7 protein-coding genes and 3 pseudogenes are annotated in these 19,369 nt (G+C 43.1%); 6 read left to right on the forward strand and 4 right to left on the reverse strand.

From position 1 onward, the window contains the following. The first annotated feature begins 720 nt into the window (after positions 1 to 720). The 4 genes and pseudogenes from kdpA to RMY27_RS14835 all read left to right on the forward strand — a co-directional run. Positions 721 to 2,406: a potassium-transporting ATPase subunit KdpA gene (gene kdpA, locus RMY27_RS14820; RefSeq protein WP_322664385.1), complete on the forward strand. Its 1,686-nt coding sequence runs from the start codon at positions 721 to 723 to the stop codon at positions 2,404 to 2,406. A 562-nt stretch (positions 2,407 to 2,968) separates the two neighbouring features. Continuing rightward, positions 2,969 to 5,074: a potassium-transporting ATPase subunit KdpB gene (kdpB, locus tag RMY27_RS14825; protein WP_322664387.1), complete on the forward strand. Its 2,106-nt coding sequence runs from the start codon at positions 2,969 to 2,971 to the stop codon at positions 5,072 to 5,074. Between the two features lie 335 nt (positions 5,075 to 5,409). Beyond that, on the forward strand, positions 5,410 to 6,003 hold the full coding sequence (gene kdpC / locus RMY27_RS14830; protein WP_322664389.1) for a K(+)-transporting ATPase subunit C: 594 nt from the start codon (positions 5,410 to 5,412) through the stop codon (positions 6,001 to 6,003). Positions 6,004 to 6,043: 40 nt separating this feature from the next. Further along, a pseudogene (locus tag RMY27_RS14835) lies at positions 6,044 to 7,042 on the forward strand (sensor histidine kinase KdpD); the annotation flags it as partial. A 4-nt stretch (positions 7,043 to 7,046) separates the two neighbouring features. On the opposite strand, the gene RMY27_RS14840 reads toward RMY27_RS14835, so the two are convergent. Both RMY27_RS14840 and RMY27_RS14845 read right to left on the reverse strand, forming a co-directional pair. Further along, a complete protein-coding gene (locus RMY27_RS14840; protein WP_322664392.1) occupies positions 7,047 to 8,543 on the reverse strand; it encodes a carotenoid oxygenase family protein in 1,497 nt (498 codons plus the stop codon). Positions 8,544 to 8,676: 133 nt separating this feature from the next. Next, positions 8,677 to 10,092, reverse strand: coding sequence for a folate/biopterin family MFS transporter (locus RMY27_RS14845; protein ID WP_322664394.1), 1,416 nt, complete (start codon positions 10,090 to 10,092; stop codon positions 8,677 to 8,679). A 320-nt stretch (positions 10,093 to 10,412) separates the two neighbouring features. On the opposite strand from RMY27_RS14845, the pseudogene RMY27_RS14850 reads away from it, so the two are divergent. After that, positions 10,413 to 10,724: pseudogene (locus tag RMY27_RS14850) on the forward strand (hypothetical protein); the annotation flags it as partial. A 301-nt stretch (positions 10,725 to 11,025) separates the two neighbouring features. Here RMY27_RS14850 and RMY27_RS14855 read toward each other — a convergent pair. Both RMY27_RS14855 and RMY27_RS14860 read right to left on the reverse strand, forming a co-directional pair. Then, positions 11,026 to 13,563, reverse strand: a complete 2,538-nt coding sequence (locus tag RMY27_RS14855) for a hypothetical protein (RefSeq protein WP_322664396.1) — start codon at positions 13,561 to 13,563, stop codon at positions 11,026 to 11,028. Between the two features lie 689 nt (positions 13,564 to 14,252). Further along, positions 14,253 to 14,448: pseudogene (locus tag RMY27_RS14860) on the reverse strand (IS66 family transposase); the annotation flags it as partial. Positions 14,449 to 16,396: 1,948 nt separating this feature from the next. Between RMY27_RS14860 and RMY27_RS14865 the strand changes: the two are divergent. Then, positions 16,397 to 19,201: a calcium-binding protein gene (locus RMY27_RS14865; protein WP_322664398.1), complete on the forward strand. Its 2,805-nt coding sequence runs from the start codon at positions 16,397 to 16,399 to the stop codon at positions 19,199 to 19,201. The last annotated feature ends 168 nt before the right edge of the window (positions 19,202 to 19,369 follow it).

Here is a 19,369-nt window from a genome sequence, read left to right on the forward strand (position 1 = left end):
GATTACTTATTAAATCCGAAGAACCCCACCCCGCCAAAGCTACGCTTCGTCTCCCCTCCCGAAGAGCGGGGAGGGGATTAAGGGGAGCCAGTGCGGTCTTGGGGTCTCCCCAAGTGGAGCATCTGGCGTGTGGGGTGCAATGACTGTGGAAATCATAACTAATTATGCGAACATGATATAACCCGAAAATTCCGATTTTCCAAATGCAGCAAAGGAGAACTGGAGACTAGAAACTGGGTAATTCCCACAAGAAGTGCAGTCTCTAGCACTATCTTCCCAATCCCTAATCCCATTAAGAAAATACTTTATGATATTTATATTCTTTGAAGTAGCAAACTTGGAAAATCTATTGTATAAACAAATAGTCCTAAGTAGTAAGATAGATAAATTAACAGTCAAAATTAAATATTCTTAACGAAAAGTTTAATAAGTATCCGGAAAATAGTCATAACAGAAAATATTCAGGAGTTATGTTAGCGGTAGCGGCACGTTTAGCCTGTATAGAGAAAAAAGTAATAAGTAAGAATTAGTACTTACGAATTTTTCTACTCTCAGCCGAGGCATTTACTACTCGGAACTAATTTGATGCTGAGTGCGATTATTGCTTTTTGTACTCAGTACTGTCTAAGGAAATCCCTTGAAATCAAATACTCCTACAGTTAATCTATTATTTCTAAGAATTGGCTTGCTACCACTGAAATTTAATTTAGCGTGAAATATATGGGACAAGGTTTTTTGCAAATTGGCTTAACGCTGTGTATTGTCATAGCAATCACTCCATTATTCGGAAAATACATAGCGCGTGTCTTTTTGGGAGAAAGAACACTGCTTGATTTTTTAATGAACCCCATAGAGCGAAGTATGTTCGTACTTGCAGGTGTTCGGAGAAAAGATGACATGACGGGTTGGGAGTATATCCGGGCTGTACTTTGTTGCAACACGTTCATGGCAATTTCAGTGTATTTTCTGATCTATTTTCAGAGACTTTTACCCTGGAATCCAAACGGTTTCGGTGCGCCTACTTGGGATGTATTGCTGCATACAACAATTTCATTTGTAACCAATACTGACCAACAGCACTATGCAGGTGAGACAACCTTAAGTTATTTTAGTCAGGTAGCGGCTTTAGGCTTTTTGATGTTCACCTCCGCAGCCACAGGTTTAGCTGTGGGAATTGCCTTTATTCGCGGGTTGACGGGTAGAAGACTGGGAAACTTTTACGTCGATCTCGTCCGTGGAATTACGCGAATATTGCTGCCGATTTCAATTATTGGCGCGATCGCTTTGCTGGTAACAGGTGTACCACAAACTTTAGCTGGGACTATGGAGGTGCAAACCTTAGAAGGCGGGACGCAATATCTGGCTAGAGGCCCGGTGGCATCATTTGAAATGATCAAACTTTTGGGCGAGAACGGCGGTGGCTTTTTTGGCGTAAACTCAGCACATCCCTTTGAAAATCCCAATGGCGCTTCTAACTTGATAGAAATGCTCGCCATGATTTCTATACCAGCAGCCTTGATTTACACCTACGGTATATTTGCCAATAACATCAAACAAGCTTGGCTACTTTTTTGGATGGTATTTGTGATTTTTGTCGTTCTGGTGGGAGTGACAGCCGTGGGAGAACTGCAAGGTAATCCCCTGGTTAATACCGCCTTTGGATTAGAACAGCCCAATTTAGAGGGCAAAGAAGTTCGATTTGGTTGGGCACAAACAGCATTTTGGGCAGTGATGACTACTGCTACTATGTCTGGTGCTGTGAATGGGATGCACGATTCTTTGATGCCGCAAGGAATATTTTCGACTCTCTTCAACTTGTTTATCCAGGTTATCTGGGGTGGTCAAGGAACTGGAACAGCTTACTTATTTATTTACTTAATTCTCACAGTCTTCCTTACTGGACTAATGGCAGGACGTACCCCAGAGTTTTTAGGACGCAAAATTGAAAAACGGGAAATCGTTCTCGCTAGTGTAGTGCTGTTGATTCACCCAATTTTAGTTTTGATCCCCAGTGCGATCGCTTTGGCTTATCCCATCTCCCTATCTGGAATTAGCAACGCTGGCTATCACGGTATTTCTCAAGTAGTTTATGAATATGCCTCGGCAGCAGCAAATAATGGTTCGGGCTTAGAGGGCTTGGGGGATAACACCCTGTGGTGGAACTTGAGTACTTTAGTTAGCCTAATTGGAGGACGCTACATTCCGATGATTGCCATCCTGCTGCTAGCTGATGGGATGTCTCGCAAACAACCAGTACAAGAAACCCCTGCTACTCTGAGAACTGATTCTCTGGTATTTACTGGGATCACGGCTGGAGTAACACTGGTTTTGGGAGTATTAACTTTCTTTCCCGTTCTGGCTTTAGGCCCCATAGCTGAGGGTTTAAAACTAGCATCTGGCAGTTAGAAAAGTTATGAGTTATAAGTTTGAAATTGAGAAAATATCAAATAATAATTCAGGAGGCAGGAGAAAGTAGTAACCCAGACTTAAAAGTGTGAGATTCAAGCAAGAAAGGTTATATAGCTGTAGTCAGATATGTTAGGACAGTGTTGATTGCTCAAAGCCTTGAAGCAACTAGTAGTCTGCCAACTCAAAAGTGTGCTTGTGAGGGCTGGGTAAGGGGTAAAAGGGAAAGGGTAAGAGATTTAAAACCTTTCCCCTTTACCCCGCCAAGTTCACGAGAACGAACTACTAGGTTTACTCAGCACGGGATCAACACCCCGCTACCGCTAACATTACTCAGCTATATCTTGCACTACGCGTCTTGTACCAGTATCTTATTTTTAACTGGGTAATTACTCAGAACTAAAGTTTTCATTCATACTTATTTCCTCCTGGCCCCTGCCATTATCTTATAAATTATCCGGTTTCGTAGGATGCGTTACTAACGCATCCTACAGGTTGGATATTTTTTTATTAGAAGTTCCTATAACTCCTAACTCCTAACTTCTCACTGCTAACTTTATTTATGAATCAAGTGGCAACTAACTTCAAAGCTAGACGCCCAAGTTCTCGTTCTGGCGATCGCCGCCAAAAACGTAAAAAGACTAGGGCAAATAATAAGTGGCTGTACTTAAGAGCAATTAGAGATGCTTTTGTCAAGCTCAACCCTAAGTATGCAATCAAAAATCCGGTAATCTTTGTGGTTTGGGTAGGAACAATTATCATCCTATTGCTAACGATCGATCCCAACCTATTTGGCCCAGCTCTTCAAAAGAACCCACAAGGTTTCAACGCCTTGTTATCGGGGATTTTATTCTTTACAGTTTGGTTTGCCAATTTTGCCGAAGCAGTGGCAGAAGGACGGGGTAAAGCCCAAGCTGATGCCTTGCGGTTAACAAAGTTAGAGGCGATCGCTAAAAAACTTGCTGCCGATGGCACAATTAGTGAAGTTTCATCCACCAGCCTCAAACAGGGCGATACCATCTACGTCGTTGCTGGCGATATCATCCCCGCCGATGGTGAAGTAATCATGGGTGTTGCCTCAGTGGATGAATCGGCAATTACAGGGGAATCTGCACCAGTATTAAAAGAATCAGGCTCCGACGTTGCTAGTTCCGTCACTGGTGGGACGCGGATTATCTCAGATGAACTAATTATCCGTATCACGACTGACCCAGGTAAAGGCTTTATTGACCGGATGATTACCTTGGTAGAAGGGGCAGAACGCAGCAAAACACCCAATGAAATTGCCATTACGGTATTGTTGGCAGTTCTGAGCTTAGTGTTTTTGTTAGTGGTAGTCACTTTGCCTGCACTTGCTTACTATGTCAACAGTCCAGTTAGCGTCCCAATTTTAATTGCCCTATTAGTAGCGTTAATTCCTACCACCATTGGCGGCTTACTAAGTACCATCGGTATTGCTGGTATGGATCGAGTTGCCCAATTTAACGTTATTGCCACATCAGGACGAGCAGTCGAAGCTTGTGGTGATATTAATACTTTACTTCTTGACAAAACAGGTACAATTACTCTCGGCAACCGTCTGGCAGAAGAGTTTATTCCCCTCAACGGTCATTCAATGTCGGAAATTGCTAATGTTGCTTGGGCAGCTAGTGTCTTTGACAATACACCAGAAGGTAAATCCATTGTCCGACTGGCAGAAAAGTTGGGCGCACGGTTTGATTTTGACTCCACTCAAGCAGAAGGAGTGAGTTTTTCGGCCAAAACCCGGATGAGTGGCACAAACTTGCCTGGTGGATATGAGGTCAGAAAGGGAGCAGTAGAAGCTATTAAAGGATTTATCCGCTCCCGCAACGGACGCGATACGCCAGAATTAGATGCTGCCTATGAACGAGTTTCCCGCTTGGGAGGTACACCCCTAGCAGTTAGCCTAGATAACGAAATCTATGGAATTATTTATCTCAAAGATATAGTTAAACCTGGTATCCGCGATCGCTTTGAGCAACTGCGAAGGATGGGAGTGCGTACCATCATGCTAACTGGAGACAACCGAATTACCGCTTCTGTCATTGCCAAAGAAGCTGGGGTTGATGACTTCATTGCCGAAGCCACACCAGAAGACAAAATCAGTATCATTAAACAGGAACAAGCAGCAGGTAAACTGGTCGCTATGACGGGAGATGGAACTAACGATGCTCCAGCATTAGCCCAAGCTAACGTCGGCGTGGCGATGAATACAGGAACGCAAGCTGCAAAAGAAGCCGCCAATATGGTCGATTTGGACTCCGATCCCACAAAGCTACTCGATATCATTGGTATTGGTAAACAATTGTTGATTACTCGCGGGGCATTGACGACATTTTCTATCGCTAATGATATTGCTAAATACTTTGCAATTATCCCAGTGATATTTGTCGCTGCTAATCTGCAAAGCCTGAATATTATGAATTTGACTAGCCCTAAATCTGCTGTACTCTCAGCGCTGATTTATAATGCTTTGATTATTCCTGCTTTGATTCCCTTAGCATTAAAGGGTGTGAAGTTTAGACCACTGACAGCTAATCAGTTACTCCAACGCAATATCTTAATTTACGGCTTAGGTGGGGTGATTGCGCCGTTTATTGCAATTAAGCTGATCGATGTACTAATTACACTTGTGGGCTTGGCTTAAGGATAGCAAAAGTAGAGACGCTGGGAAACGAGCGCATCTTGACCAAAGTAAAATAATAAACATTTTTACTTTTACCTGTTGACAGGAGGGACAAGAAGAATATGAATAAACATCGTTTTCACTCAGCACTGCTTTGGCGATATCCTTTGTTTAGTCGCAATGGCATAAACAACATCTACCACTCGCTATTTTTATCTTGCTGTGCTTGAATGTGGTAAATGCCCCAGTTGTTTATGCTGTTGCTAACAGCATCTTATAAGATCCTGCTAGGTGGGCAAAAGAATTAAAAATTAAAAATTAAAAATTAAATTATAGGCGCAATTGGAAAACTTTTTATGGCTATTATTCGAGAAACTATCAGAGCAATTTTTATAACTCTAATGCTTTGGTTGTTGACTGCAATCATCTATCCGCTGATAATCCTTGTAGTGGGTCAAGTTTTTTTCCCTTATCAAGCTAACGGCAGCATCAAGCTGGGTCAAAATGATGAACCAATTGGTTCGGCTTTGATTGGTCAGGTATTCACATCTGAGCGATATTTCCATTCTCGTCCTAGTACTGTTAGATATAGTCAAGGAAAAAAAGCCAAGCCAACCGGCATATCTGGAGCTAGCAATCTCGCTGCCAGCAATCCAGAACTACTAAAGCGGATTCTAGAAGAGGCAGATAAATTGCGAGACGAAAATCTTCAACCGATCGCTGATATAATTTATACTTCTGGTTCCGGTTTAGACCCGCATATTTCATTGAGAGCAGCACGGCAGCAATTGACACGGGTTGCTAATGCGCGAGGAGTAAAAGAAGACGAGATCCTACGTTTAATTAATAGGTATACTGATGGCAGATTTTTATGGATTTTTGGCGAACCGGGAGTGAATGTTTTCCGATTGAATTATGCTCTTGACTTTCAAGATATTAATCGTCCGTAAAATCAGTAAATGGGCATTTGTCATTTGTTATTTGTTATTTGTCATTGGGCTTTTGGAAACCCACGGACGCAAGGAGACAGCCCAAAAGGCAGAGGGACTGGAGATTATACCCCGTAAGCAATATCCTCGCGGTGAGTTGACGCTGACGGATATGGATACAGATGCTATTTTAAAGCGATCGCCGCAATTAGTCTTAATCGATGAACTTGCCCATACTAATGTCCCTGGTTCTCCACGCGAAAAACGCTACGAAGATGTAGAAATAGTTTTGGCAGCCGGGATTGGTGTCTACTCCACAATGAATGTCCAACATTTAGAAAGTCTCAATGATTTAGTAGCCAGAATTACAGGTGTAGTCGTCCGGGAACGCGTTCCTGACAGGATTATGGATGAAGCATATGAGATAGTAGTAGTGGATGTTACACCAGAAACACTACAAGAACGGTTATTAGAAGGCAAGATTTACGCACAGCCAAAAATCCAACAATCCCTCAATAATTTTTTCCAACGCCGTAACCTGATTGCTTTGCGGGAGTTGGCTTTGCGCGAAGTGGCAGATAACGTGGAAGAAAATGCGATTGCGCTTCGCGCACGCTTTGCGAACGCCTCCACCCCCAACGGGCAATTTTGTAATATTCACGAGTGGGTTTTGGTGTGTGTATCTACCTATCCCAACTCAGTGCAGCTGTTACGCCGGGGTGCGAGGTTGGCTAACTACATGAATGCGCCGCTTTATACCTTGTTTCTTGCCGATCCGGAACGCTTTCTTACTAAGGAGGAAAGCTTGCATATCCACACTTGTGAGAAACTTTATAAAGAATTTGAAGGTACTTTTCTGCGTGTTACCAACAGTAATATAGCTAATGCGATCGCCCAAGTCGCCGACGAATATCGGATTACCCAAATTGTAATCGGAGAGAGTTAGCGATCGCGCTGGCAAATGCTCCTCAAAGGATCTTTGACACAAAAATTAGTCTGCTTGCTCAAAAACATCGATTTGCATATTATTGCCAGCGAAAAAATGGTTTCACCCAAATAGGCGATCAAATTTCCCCAAAAACCTCAGAAGTAAAGGTTCCATGCAAACCATAAGGGATATGATGCTTGAGATGTAGGCGAGCGATCGTTCCTTTAGAGAAATCACTAGCATCCAAAATTACCAAATCTGAGCGGTGATTGGTAGCATCATAAACCAAAGCTAATATCCAACCATCATCTTCCTTTTCGGAATCTGGGCGCGGGACAAAAATCGGTTCACCGACAAAACCACGGGGTGCAGCACTCCAAAGTTGCCTTTCTCCAGATTCTAAATCAATTTTCAACAATGCTTGTAAGGGAGCATTACCAGTTTCTGCATGAGCCGCACCTATATATAGATATCGATAAGAGCGTCCCACATTCGCCGGATGTATAGTGGGAAATTCACAACATCGGCTCTCAATCAATTCTCGCCGCACTGTCCCATCCTTTAGATTCAAATAAAATCGCCAAAGTTGCCCAGGTGAAAGCGCCTCAAAATCAACTTGTCGAAAATCGCTTTCGGGTTCCACTTCGGGGAAATTTTGGTAACAAATGGAGTCAATCAAAACTTCGTCTCCTACCTCAAAAGCATTAATGTGGTGGAAGACAAAACCAGACTGAGTTTCCAGAAACTTTATATCGAGTTGCCCTTCTTTGGGGAAGCGAGGAATAATTAAAATTTGAGTTGGCTGATTTGGCTGAAATTTGATACATTCTCCCGGCGCACGTATTCCCAAGACAAAAGGTATGGGATTGAAGGTGACAGGATTTTGAAAGAAGATGCAGTAATTGGGAGTAATAAGAAAATCGTGAATAAAACAGAAACCTGGAACACTATGAGCGTGCTGTCTGACAATTTCACCTGCTGGGTTTAGCTCAAAAATAGTAATTGTGGTAGATAATCCCGGCTTAATCGAAAAGTTGACTAGGCAAGGTGCGCCCCCATCTTGCTCACAATTATTTTCCACGCGGGGATGTGCAGCGAAAGCTTCACCTGCTGACAAAGCACCATTAAAATATTCATTTCCTAGCGTTTCAAGAGTATAAGGATCGAGACGATATGCTTCAGCCGCTTCCCAAAGCGCTAGCAGTTTCCCACCCCAATAGATAACATTTGTATTGGCGATATTTTTGAGGTTGAAGTCGAAGATATTAGCTAACCAACCGCCAGGTTTTTGAGTACCAAAAGTACCGCGATAGAGAATTTTTCCCGCCTTTTGCTCTGCCAAATAGCCAGTTGTGCGGACAAAGCGGTTGCGAAAATGGGCTTGACCATTGGTAAAGGTAATTTTGCTAATCATCCCATCCCCATCAAAGGGGTGATGAAGAGGTTGCCCATTCACATCCAGCAAACCGGGGCCATTTCTAAACAGCGTACCTTGTAATTCTCTGGGAATTTGCCCTTCTATATCATCAATCCAATAATCAAACTCTTGGGTGAGAGATTGATATCCTCCTTGCCAGTCTGCACGGGTGTAGGATTTTTCTGTAACTAGGCTTTCTTTACTTTTCAAATGCATATACTTTGTTTTTTGTTGTTACCTTGCACCAAAATTTGTAGTTGCTCAAAATAATTTCTTTGCAACTTTACTACGCCAGTTGCTAGCACGGTAAGGCAGCGCACTGGCTCGAATTGGCGTGAGATTTATTACACTATTCGACTATTTTTGACTCTGGTTCTCTCAGTACTAACTCAGACATCAAATCTGGCAAAAACGCTTGTTCCCCATCAATGGATGTCTCAGCTTGCTCTTCAGCAGCAGGTAGCCATTTGATAAATGGTAGGGGTAACAGTGTGCTGAGGTTAGTAATTACCACCAAGAGCCAAAGTGACTCAAAGTTTGTTGCAGTGATCCCCAGCCAATATGTGATTAATGCCCCGAATGCATGAGAAACCGTTCCGGCTGAATTATATACTGACATTAACAAGGCAAATAATGTCGCTTCCACACCAGAGGGACAAAGCCTTGCTGCTAGCACCATCACTTGCATAAAGGCAATTTTACCCATCACAGTCAGAATCAAGCTATCACCCAAACTAAACCAGTGGTCATCTATACCCAATAGCCTGTTTGTGTGAGTCACCAACAACAGCATCGTCATCCCCAAAAGTGACGAAAGGACGGTACTCCAAGCAAAAATCACGCGAAAAGGGATGCTTTTGAGGAAACGTTGAAAAATCCAAACACCTGCCAAAGAAGCGAAACTTCCCACCAAGTTTACTCGCCCCAAAAATTCTGGTTCAAAGTGGAGTTCGTTGGTAGCGAAGTAGAAAAAGGCTGAGTCAGCATTTGGAGTAGCTTGCCAGATGAAGATAAATGCCGTTGGTAGCCAAATTGCTTTTTGGCTAATGGCTTGGCGTAGCTGGTCTAGTTGATGTTTGATTGGTAATGGGTTGGTCTGATTACCATCTTGAGCATCTTTGCTAACGGGGGACTCAGCAATTAACCAAGCCACCCCTGAAACGATCAGCGGAAATAAAGCGGTAATCCCAAAGACGGTACGGGTACTAAAGTATTGGAGCAGCAGACCGCTACAGTAGGCTGTTATTAAACCTCCGATCGCAGAAGCACCCCAGCACAGAGATTGGAGCGAACCGGCTTTTGCTTGCGATTCGCCTCTGGCTCGTTCTACAACTAGCGAGTCAACGATAACATCACTCATGGCGACGGAGAGAGAACCAAGAGCGATCGCTGAGGTAGCTGCCCAGCTAGTATTAACTATTGTGGCCAGACTCATCCAAGATGCAGTTCCCAGTATCCCGGATAAAATTAAGTAAGGACGGCGACGATAGCCAAATATAGGCAAGCCATCAGAGATAAAACCAAACACCGGCTTGATCATCCAAGGTAGGAAGACAATTCCCAATAGCGCCGATACCTGAACTGGACTCAGGAGTAGTTCATCTTTGAGAAAAAAGCTAACGGCTAGACGCGATAGCCCTAAAATTCCTTGGACAAAGTAAACGGTGAGAATTGCAATTAACTCTGCATTTGGTTCATTACCCAAGAAGAGTTTTTGTGTTATTGAATCTTTGACCTTGGACAAGCCAGATGATTGATCTACCATTCGATAAATATTTTTTAAATTTTATTTACTTTTCTATCATATCGATTCTTAAGAGGTGGGTTTTTCTCACCTTTTTCCTTTTGTTTCTTCTTTGAGTATTATTTAAGGCTTTTCTAACAACTTTTCTTTCTTCTAGCAAGATGTTCTCGTTTCTGAACGGCTATTCGCCTTTGAATTTGGGACATCAAATACAGTTTTATCTACTGCGATGATTTCTTATGATTATTTGTATTAAATAACACACATAAATTTATGTTACTGATTTGGAAACAATAAATTCAGAAATCACCAGGGTTTAGCAGTATGGTCAGTATTCTCAGATACGAGAAATCTACAATGGTTCCAGAACTCTAGTTTATGGGGGGTTTCGAGAAACTGACTCATTACCTGTAGTAATTAAACTGCTAAAAAATTCATATCCCAGTTTCAGCGATCTGTTGCAGTTTCGCAATCAGTACACAATTGCCAAAAATCTTCACTCATCTGCGATCGTCCAAACCTACAGCCTGGAGGCGTATCAAAATGGTTATGCGTTGCTAATGGAAGATTTTGGTGGGATTTCTCTGAAAGATTATTTTGCTTGTTACCAGACGCCAGATTTGGTGTCTTTACAAGAATTTTTACTTTTAGCGTAGGCGTACCCCGTCGTAGACATCGCTCGTCAAATTGTTGAGGAAACCCATGATGGAGGCTTGAGTTGCAATTCTATACTTGGCGAAGGAACAGAATTTGTCATCGAGATTCCAGTATTTTAACTCTACCTAGCTCAGAGGATGTTTTAAAAATATTGGGCAAATATAATTCGCTACTACACAAATAAAGTCTACTAATGCAAAACCCTTGTTTTGCATTAGTAGACTGACAATAATTACGTAAACAACTGCGAACTTCTTAATTGGCAACTGTTTCCGCTTTTCTTAGTACCATTTGTCTTTAGGCTACAGTGACTTCTAGCGTATAAGCACCAGGGTCAAAAAAGCCAGAACTGAAAGTTCCGCCATTTTGAGGGAAGTAATCATAATCACTTACTGAAATGGAGTAAGTACCTGCCCCTAATGAAGCGGTGATTGATTGAGAAGTACTGGAACTCTGTAAGTTCCCAGCACTATTAAATAGGCCGAGAACTGGATAGCTATTGCTATAATTCGGCGTGTTAATAGTCACAGTTCCTGGATTAGCTAAAGAAAATGTGAAAAAGTCAAAATCAGGATTGTTCCCTGGAAGCCTTGCCAGTTGAGCAGAGGTATTAACTTCTGAACCTGATGTTAAATTACCTAGCTTCTCAGCAGTGGCTAGTGTGTTGTTTGTCCCTTGTCCAGCATCTTCTTTCTCGTAGAACAGGAAGTCGTCACTATCAAGCCTCAGAGACGACGCTTGCACAACACCAATGAGTTCATCTAGCTCTCCTGAGTTGTCCAGAAAGACCCTTGTATCGGCTCCCACCGTCTGCAAGCGATAGTCTGCCACTGTTCCTTTAAGCTGGATTGTATCTTCGTTGGAGTTGAAGCCACTGATGGTAGCGTAGTCTGCCAAACCACTACTTCCACTGTTGTTATCGTCATAGAAGACATTAGTAGCATCTCCAAGTAAGAACTGATCTTCCCCAGGCCCTCCAGTTAGGGTATCAACCTCCCCTAATCCAGGAGAATCAGAACCGTTAGTATCAACGCCTATGAAGACATCATTTCCAGGCCCTCCAAGGAGAATGTCATTGCCGACCCCGCCACGGAGGGTGTCATTGCCTTCTCCTCCTTCGACTCGGTCATTGCCAGCCCCGCCAAACAGGCTGTCATTCCCATCCTCGCCCAAGACGAGATCATTACCTTCCTGACCATCAAGAAAGTCATCGCTATCCCCACCAAACAAGGTGTCATTGCCGCCTCTGCCAAAGAGGGTATCACTACTGCCTCCTCCAATCAGGGAGTCACTAAAGCTAGAACCAAAGACTTGCTCGATATTGAACAGGACATCACTCCCATCTCCCCCACTGGCAGTTCCAGTGCCAAGGTCAACGGTGACTCCGACAGTGGCATTTAAATAATCAGCAGTATCAACGCCATCTCCACCAAAGAGTTGGTCATCCCCGCCTCCACCTTGGAGCTGGTCATTGTCAGTTCCACCAAGCAGAATATCATTGCCGCTGCCGCCTAGCAGGGTATCATTGCCTTCTCTACTAATGAGAGTGTCACTCCCGTCCTCACCAAAGAGTTGGTCATTGCCAGCCCCACCAAGCAGGATGTCAATGCCGCTACCGCCAAGCAGGGAGTCATTGCCGTACCCGCCATTGATAAAGTCGTCGTTAGTTCCGCCAAGGAGGGTGTCATTGCCGTTATCGCCAAAGAGGCGGTCATTACCAGCCTCACCATTGACAGAGTCATTCCCGTCCCCACCACTGAGGAAGAAGTCATTGCCAGCTCCGCCAAGGATGGTGTCATTGAACCTAGAACCAACGATTCTTTCAATCTCCAACAGGACATCATTCCTGCCCTGCCCTGTAGCGGTTCCAGTGGCAAGGTTAATTGTGACTCCGGCAGTGGCACTGAAATAATCAGCAGTATCAACACCAGCTCCACCCAAGAGTTGGTTATTGCCAGTTCCACCACGCAAGGTGTCATCGCCAGCCCCACCACGGACAATATCGTTGCCTTCCTCGCCATCCAGCAGGTCATTGCCAACTCCACCATCAAGCAGGTCATTGCCACCTCTACCAAAGAGGGTGTCATTACCGCGCCCGCCAGTTAGGGAATCGTTGAAACCAGAACCAAAAACTTGTTCGATATTAAATAGGACATCATTCCCAGCCCCTCCACTGGCAGTTCCAGTCGCTAGGTTAACGGTGACACCAGCAGTGCTATTTGAATAGTCAGCAGTATCATTGCCAGTCCCACCAAAGATTTGATCCTCCCCGTCCCCGGCTTCGAGTCGGTCATTGCCAGCCGCGCCAAGGAGGGTGTCATCGCCAGCCTGACCAATCAAGTTGTCATTGCCATCCTCGCCATCAATCTGGTCATCGCCAGCCCCCCCATTGAGGGTGTCAAACCCTTCCCCGCCAAAGAGTTGGTCGTCATCGTCTTCTCCAGCGAGTTGGTCATTTCCGTCCCCGCCTTCGAGAAGGTCATTGCCAGATCCAGCAAGGAAAGCATCATTACCGAACCCACCAAGCAGGGTGTCGTCACCGCCTTTGCCAAGGAGTTGATCGTTCTCCTCCTCACCATCGATAAGGTCATTGCTAGATCCACCAAGGAGGACATCATCGCCGAACCCACCAAGCAGGGTATTCTCGCCGTCCTCACCATTGAGAAGGTCATTGCCGTCCTCGCCATTAAGCGAGTCATTGCCAGCCCCACCCAAGAGGTCATCATTGCCGCTCCGACCAAAGAGGTTATCATCACCGCCCTGACCAAGGATAGCGTCATTCTCAAACGTGCCAATTAGAGTGTTATTGCTGTTGTCTCCAATAATGTCTGCCATATCAATCCCCTCGGTTATAAGTTTGATTCAGAGATATTCGCTAGAAGAGTTGTCATCTATGAGTAGCCCCGCTAGCGGGGCTACGGTGTACACACAAGTCTTTTAACATTGTCTGACAAGCTTTTGATCCCCCCAACCCCCCTTAAAAAGCTACCGTGTATACACAAGTTGAGTTGGGAATCAAATGGACACAAAAGAACGGAAAATTATTTTTAAAATCCTTGATTTTCCGTTAAACCTCTATCAATAAGCTGACACTATTGATAATCAGCTTGCTCAGTTCAAAACCTTACCTGCTAAGGCTTGTATCTTACCAGGCAAGGATTTTAGGACTTGTGTATACGCCGTAGTCTTAAAAAGGGGGGCAAAAGCCCTTCAAGTCCCCCTTTTTAAGGGGGATTTAGGGGGATCTTCAACGATTTTGTTATACAAAGATGTGTGTACACCGTAGGTCAGCGGCGAGAAACCTTAGATAGGTAGTTCAAATAAATGCAGCATTTACTTAAACTGGTTTCTTAACCGCTCAATAATCCGGGGTAAATCGCTCAGTAACAAGGGCTCAAATGGCGTAAACTCGTTCCTAAACTGGTAGTTTGCCCCGATTTATTGAGCGGATATCTGGTTTCTTGGTCTAGACACTGCCTAAATAGCTATCACTAGCATAGAGCAAACGCATCTTATTTGCTACTAAAAACTGTGTTGGCAAAAATCCACAACCATTGTTTTACACCTTTGACCACCCAAGGTGTTTCATCTGCATAGATATTGGGCTGCGTCTGTTGTATCCACTCTTTGAGAGAGTTAACACTTTTATCCACTGCACTATCTATATCTTTCATTTGTGGTTACTAGGGTTCCTACCCCGATTTCTATTTGACCCAGTTCTCACAAAAGTCGATCGCCTGCTTCACAATGATGTCCACCAGTTGTTCCAAAGCCAACTGGAGAAGGGTTTCACGCTCTAGTTTCCGCAAGTCTTTTTCCATATACGTTCAATTTTTTCGCTTTTTAGTTAATTCATCAAGCTAGAAAGCAAAATTTATGCAATGCCAACTTATTCTTTACATTTATTTATCAAGCTCAGAAATTACCATACAAGGTGGTTAATCTAGAAGAATCTTGGCGTTGGCAGTGATGTACTGTCGATCTCGTCGTTTGCGATCGCACGATCCTTGAAATTATCAGAGTTCATGCATTACTCGAATAACAATCTCGAACAGCTCGCGTGCAGAGATACCACCACTACTTTCGGCAATGGGTATTTGCAATGCACCCAACCGTGAAAAACGGATCGGTTCGACCACATCATTAGGAAGGATGCGATCGCGATCGTACCCTTCTAGTTAGCATTGCCAGAATAAAATAGCGCCGATTGAGCTTTGAATATGACATAACTATTTTCTTTGCCTACTTAGAGCAGTTTTCATGTATTTGAATCACACCTATCGTAGGGGCGCAAGGCTTTGCGCCCCTACCGCGTGGTCTATCGACCTGAAAATAGCTGTAAACAAGAAGCATATACTACGTTAAATCGATACACCAATTGATTGTATGAAGAATTAATTAAGTAAAGGGAAATAAATTTATATATCTATAAGTGCTAGTTGACGTTTACTGCCATCTATATGAATACTATACTGATGCCAATTCAAAAAATTTTTGCTAACCATAATGGGCACTCTCTTGTATCTATATATTGATATTGCATTCTTTTTTCAAATTGCCATGGTTAAAGAAATCCACTATTTAATACGCCTTCATTTCCTGACGACTGTTTTTTTTAATAAAAATCTATTATTGTCCAAAACTTCCCAATATAATCCAGTTTCAGATTCACCGTCCTCAGTAGTTTCTTTGAGATGGCTAGGACAGGCTACGCCTACGCTACGAGAGTATGTTTGGTGGAGGTTATCCCTAAGTAGCTCTTGATAATGTGGCAATGCTCTACAGCGAAGCGATCGCTTTCAACTCTTGTAACTCGTCGTCAGAACCTCGCAGCATAACCCAAGATTGCAAAAACTCTTACAATTTGCTGGTCTACTAGAGGGGACGACACGCTACATGAGCATAAACAACTGTTTAGGTGCTGTTTAGCTGCTGCATTCTGATTATTAATGGCTATTAAAGACATGAAGAATACATAAAGAGAAGTACTGACATTATACTGATCGGCAAAGAATGTGAAGAGTATGCAAAGATATGTCTTTAAGTGTGGACATCTCAGTAAATATTCAGATATGGTTATCAAAGTGTTATTTAGATGTTCCCTATTTTTAAGCTACACACCCACGGGTAAGAACCCACAACAACTGCATAAAAATTCTTTCCCTATCGAAAGTGAATTATTCTCTATATTTACGACAGTAGGGCTTACGCTTTGATAAAAAATATGAAGTGTGGGTTTTAGGCACTCAAGCTTGATTTTTCGACACTTTGTCAGTGATGGCTGGGTTCATCTGCGGATCAAGAATGATAAAAAAGCGTGAAACCATGTGTTTTTCTAAATACACGCTCATAAATATGTACAATGCTAACGACTTAGATAGTCGTAAATAGCATTATAACGGTACACAAATAACGAATGAAAAAGGAAATAAGGAATAGGTAAAGACTTGAACTTTGAACCTCCTGCCTTTTTCAACTCAGTTAGATAAGTCCTGCTTACAAGCTTATCAATAAGGTAAATCTTCGAGAAAATTGCTACCTCTCAAGGGTGACATAAAAGTATGTCGAAAGCGTTAACTCTCGGCGATTTCTGTGTGTCCTTAAACAACATTAACAACAAGTTAATAGCTGAAATTACTCAAAAAATCGATTCAGGAAGGTAAGAGTTATGGTAAATATCATTGGAACCAACGGCAAGGATACTCTATTGGGTAGTCAGGATGCAGATACAATTAACGCTAAAGTGGGTGATGATATCATCGATGGCAAAAATGGCAACGACCTTTTAAGCGGTGATGCCGGAAATGATACCCTCATTGGTGGTGCAGGCAATGATACTCTCCTTGGTGGCACAGATAACGATTCCCTCCGTGGTGGCACAGATAACGACTCTCTCCGTGGTGGTACTGGTAATAATCTGGTGCGGGGTGATGAGGGAAATGATACCCTTGATGCTTCCTATTCTTCTGGAAATAACATCCTCAGTGGAGATGCAGGGGATGACTACCTTGATATTAGCTATTCTGCTGGCAACAATACGGTTTCAGGCAAAGACGGCGATGATTCCTTTTACGCCGATGAAGTCCGGGGTAGAAACACTCTAAATGGAGGCGCTGGTAATGATGACTTCCATTTGTCCGCTTCAAAAATTGCCCCCTCTTCCTTAACGACTCAAAGTGTAAATGGAGAAACAGGTCAGGATTATTTGTCTGTATATTACACCCGTGCTACCAAAGGAATCACTTCGAGTTTCGATGCTGCTACTAACACTGGCTCAATTCAGGCTGGCACAAATCAGATTAATTACAACAATATCGAACAATTAGACATTAGAGGTACAACCTACGCTGATTTTATTGTCGGAAGCAATGGCAACGATTTACTCTTCGGAGGCAGTAGTGGCAACGATTCAAATTATGGCAATGATACAATTTTTGGCGGTGAAGGTAACGATTACTTGAATGTTGATTATTCAACAAGCGATAACATCCTTAACGGTGGTGTTGGTAACGATAAATTAAGTGCTACCTCTTCAACAGGCGATAACATCCTCAATGGAGAAGATGGCAATGATAATCTCTCTGCCTCTAAGACAGATGGCACTAACACCCTCAATGGTGGTGCTGGTGACGATCAATTAGATGCTAACTTTTCAACAGGCGATAACATCCTCAATGGAGGAGATGGCAATGACTCTCTTAGCGCCTCTCGCGAATACGACTATTCCGCCTCTTTTACCTCCGGTGATAACACTCTCGATGGTGGTGCTGGTGACGATCAATTGAGTGTTAACTATTCAACGGGAGATAACATCCTCAATGGAGGAGATGGCAATGATTCTCTTAGCGCCTCTGGCTACTACGACGACAAAAAAGCCCAGGGACGGTTTGGTAATAACATTTTCAATGGAGGGAATGGAAATGATTCCTTCTCTTTCGTCCTATATACTTCTCCACCTTCCTTAGCGACTCAAACAGTAGATGGGGGGACAGGTGACGATTTGTTGAGCATTTCGTATATCTATCCTAGTGGGGGGATCACAACGACATTCAATGCTGTTACTAACACTGGCTCCATTAGTGCGGGCACGGATCTGATTAACTATAAGAATATCGATGCATTACATATCTCAGGTACAGTCTACAATGACTTGATTGTGGGGAGTAATGGCAATGATACTATCTCGCTCTACGCAAGTAGTGCCAATGATACTATCGATGGCGGAAAAGGTGATGATTTATTGGAAGCCTATTATTACAGTAATTCTAGCGTGGGTGAGGGAATCACAACGACATTCAATGCTGTTACTAACACTGGCTCCATTACATCAGGCACGAATCAGGTTAGCTACAAGAATATTGAACGATTAAATATCTCAGGTACAGCCTACAATGACTTGATTGTAGGGAGTAATGGAAATGATACGCTCACCGGAGGCGATGGCAAGGATACTATAGATGGAGGGAAAGGTAACGATTTGTTGTCTTTCTATAACTATTCCATCGGCCAGGGAATCACAACGACATTCAATGTTGCTACTAACACTGGTTCGATTACAGCAGGACAGAATCAGGTTAGCTACAAGAATATCGAACAATTAAATATCTCAGGTACAAATTATGATGATTTGATTGTGGGGAGCAATGGCAATGATACGCTCTCCGGGGGACGTGGAAATAACACGATTCTTGGTGGTGCAGGTAAGGATAGCTTGAGTGCTGACTATTCAAATGGTAATAATTTGCTCTCTGGTGGTGATGATAATGATTCTCTTGACGTCTCTGGCTCCTACGACGACTACCGAGGCAATTTTTATCTCGATGCTATCTCTGGTAAGAATACCCTCAATGGTGGTGCTGGTGACGATAACTTAGTTACTAACTATTCATCAGGCAATAACCTACTGAATGGGGGTGATGGCAATGATACTCTCACAGCCGCGGGTTCAGCTTCCTTATATTCTTTATACGGAACTTATACTGTCTCTGGCAATAACACGCTCAATGGTGGTGCTAATGACGATCGCTTGATTGTTGACTATTCATCAGGCAATAACCTACTGGATGGAGGCGATGGCAATGATACTCTCACAGCCGCTGGTGCCTCTGGTAAAAACACCTTCAAAGGTGGCAAAGGCAATGATAACCTTTATGGAGGAGCTGGTACTGATACCTTTGTTTTCAGTAGTTTCAATGAAGACGTTGATAGCATTTATAATTTCAACGCGACTAATGAACTGATTCAGGTATCGGCTGCTGGTTTTGGTGGCGGGTTATCATCAGGTTTACTCTCAGCTAGCTCTTTTACCCTTGGAACATCTGCAACAACGAGCAATCAGCGATTTATCTATAACAATACTACAGGTGCGCTATATTTTGACCAAGATGGCAGTGCGGGTGGATTTACTCAGGTACAATTTGCACAACTATCTAGTGGAGTGTCACTAAGTCAAAATAACGTTCTAGTTGTTTAATCCTCAACCCCACAGTCAAATAGAAATCTTCAGAATGTGAGGTGCTATATTAAGCACCTCGCATTCGATTCATTAATGGAATTATTAAGCCACGCGGTAGAATAATTACTCTAACCAGTACAAATGGCGAGGCTATGTATCCAAAATCAAGCAGTTGCCCATCTCCTG

The sequence above is a fragment of the Nostoc sp. DedQUE09 genome (assembly GCF_034530915.1).
In the GTDB taxonomy this organism is placed as follows: domain Bacteria; phylum Cyanobacteriota; class Cyanobacteriia; order Cyanobacteriales; family Nostocaceae; genus Nostoc.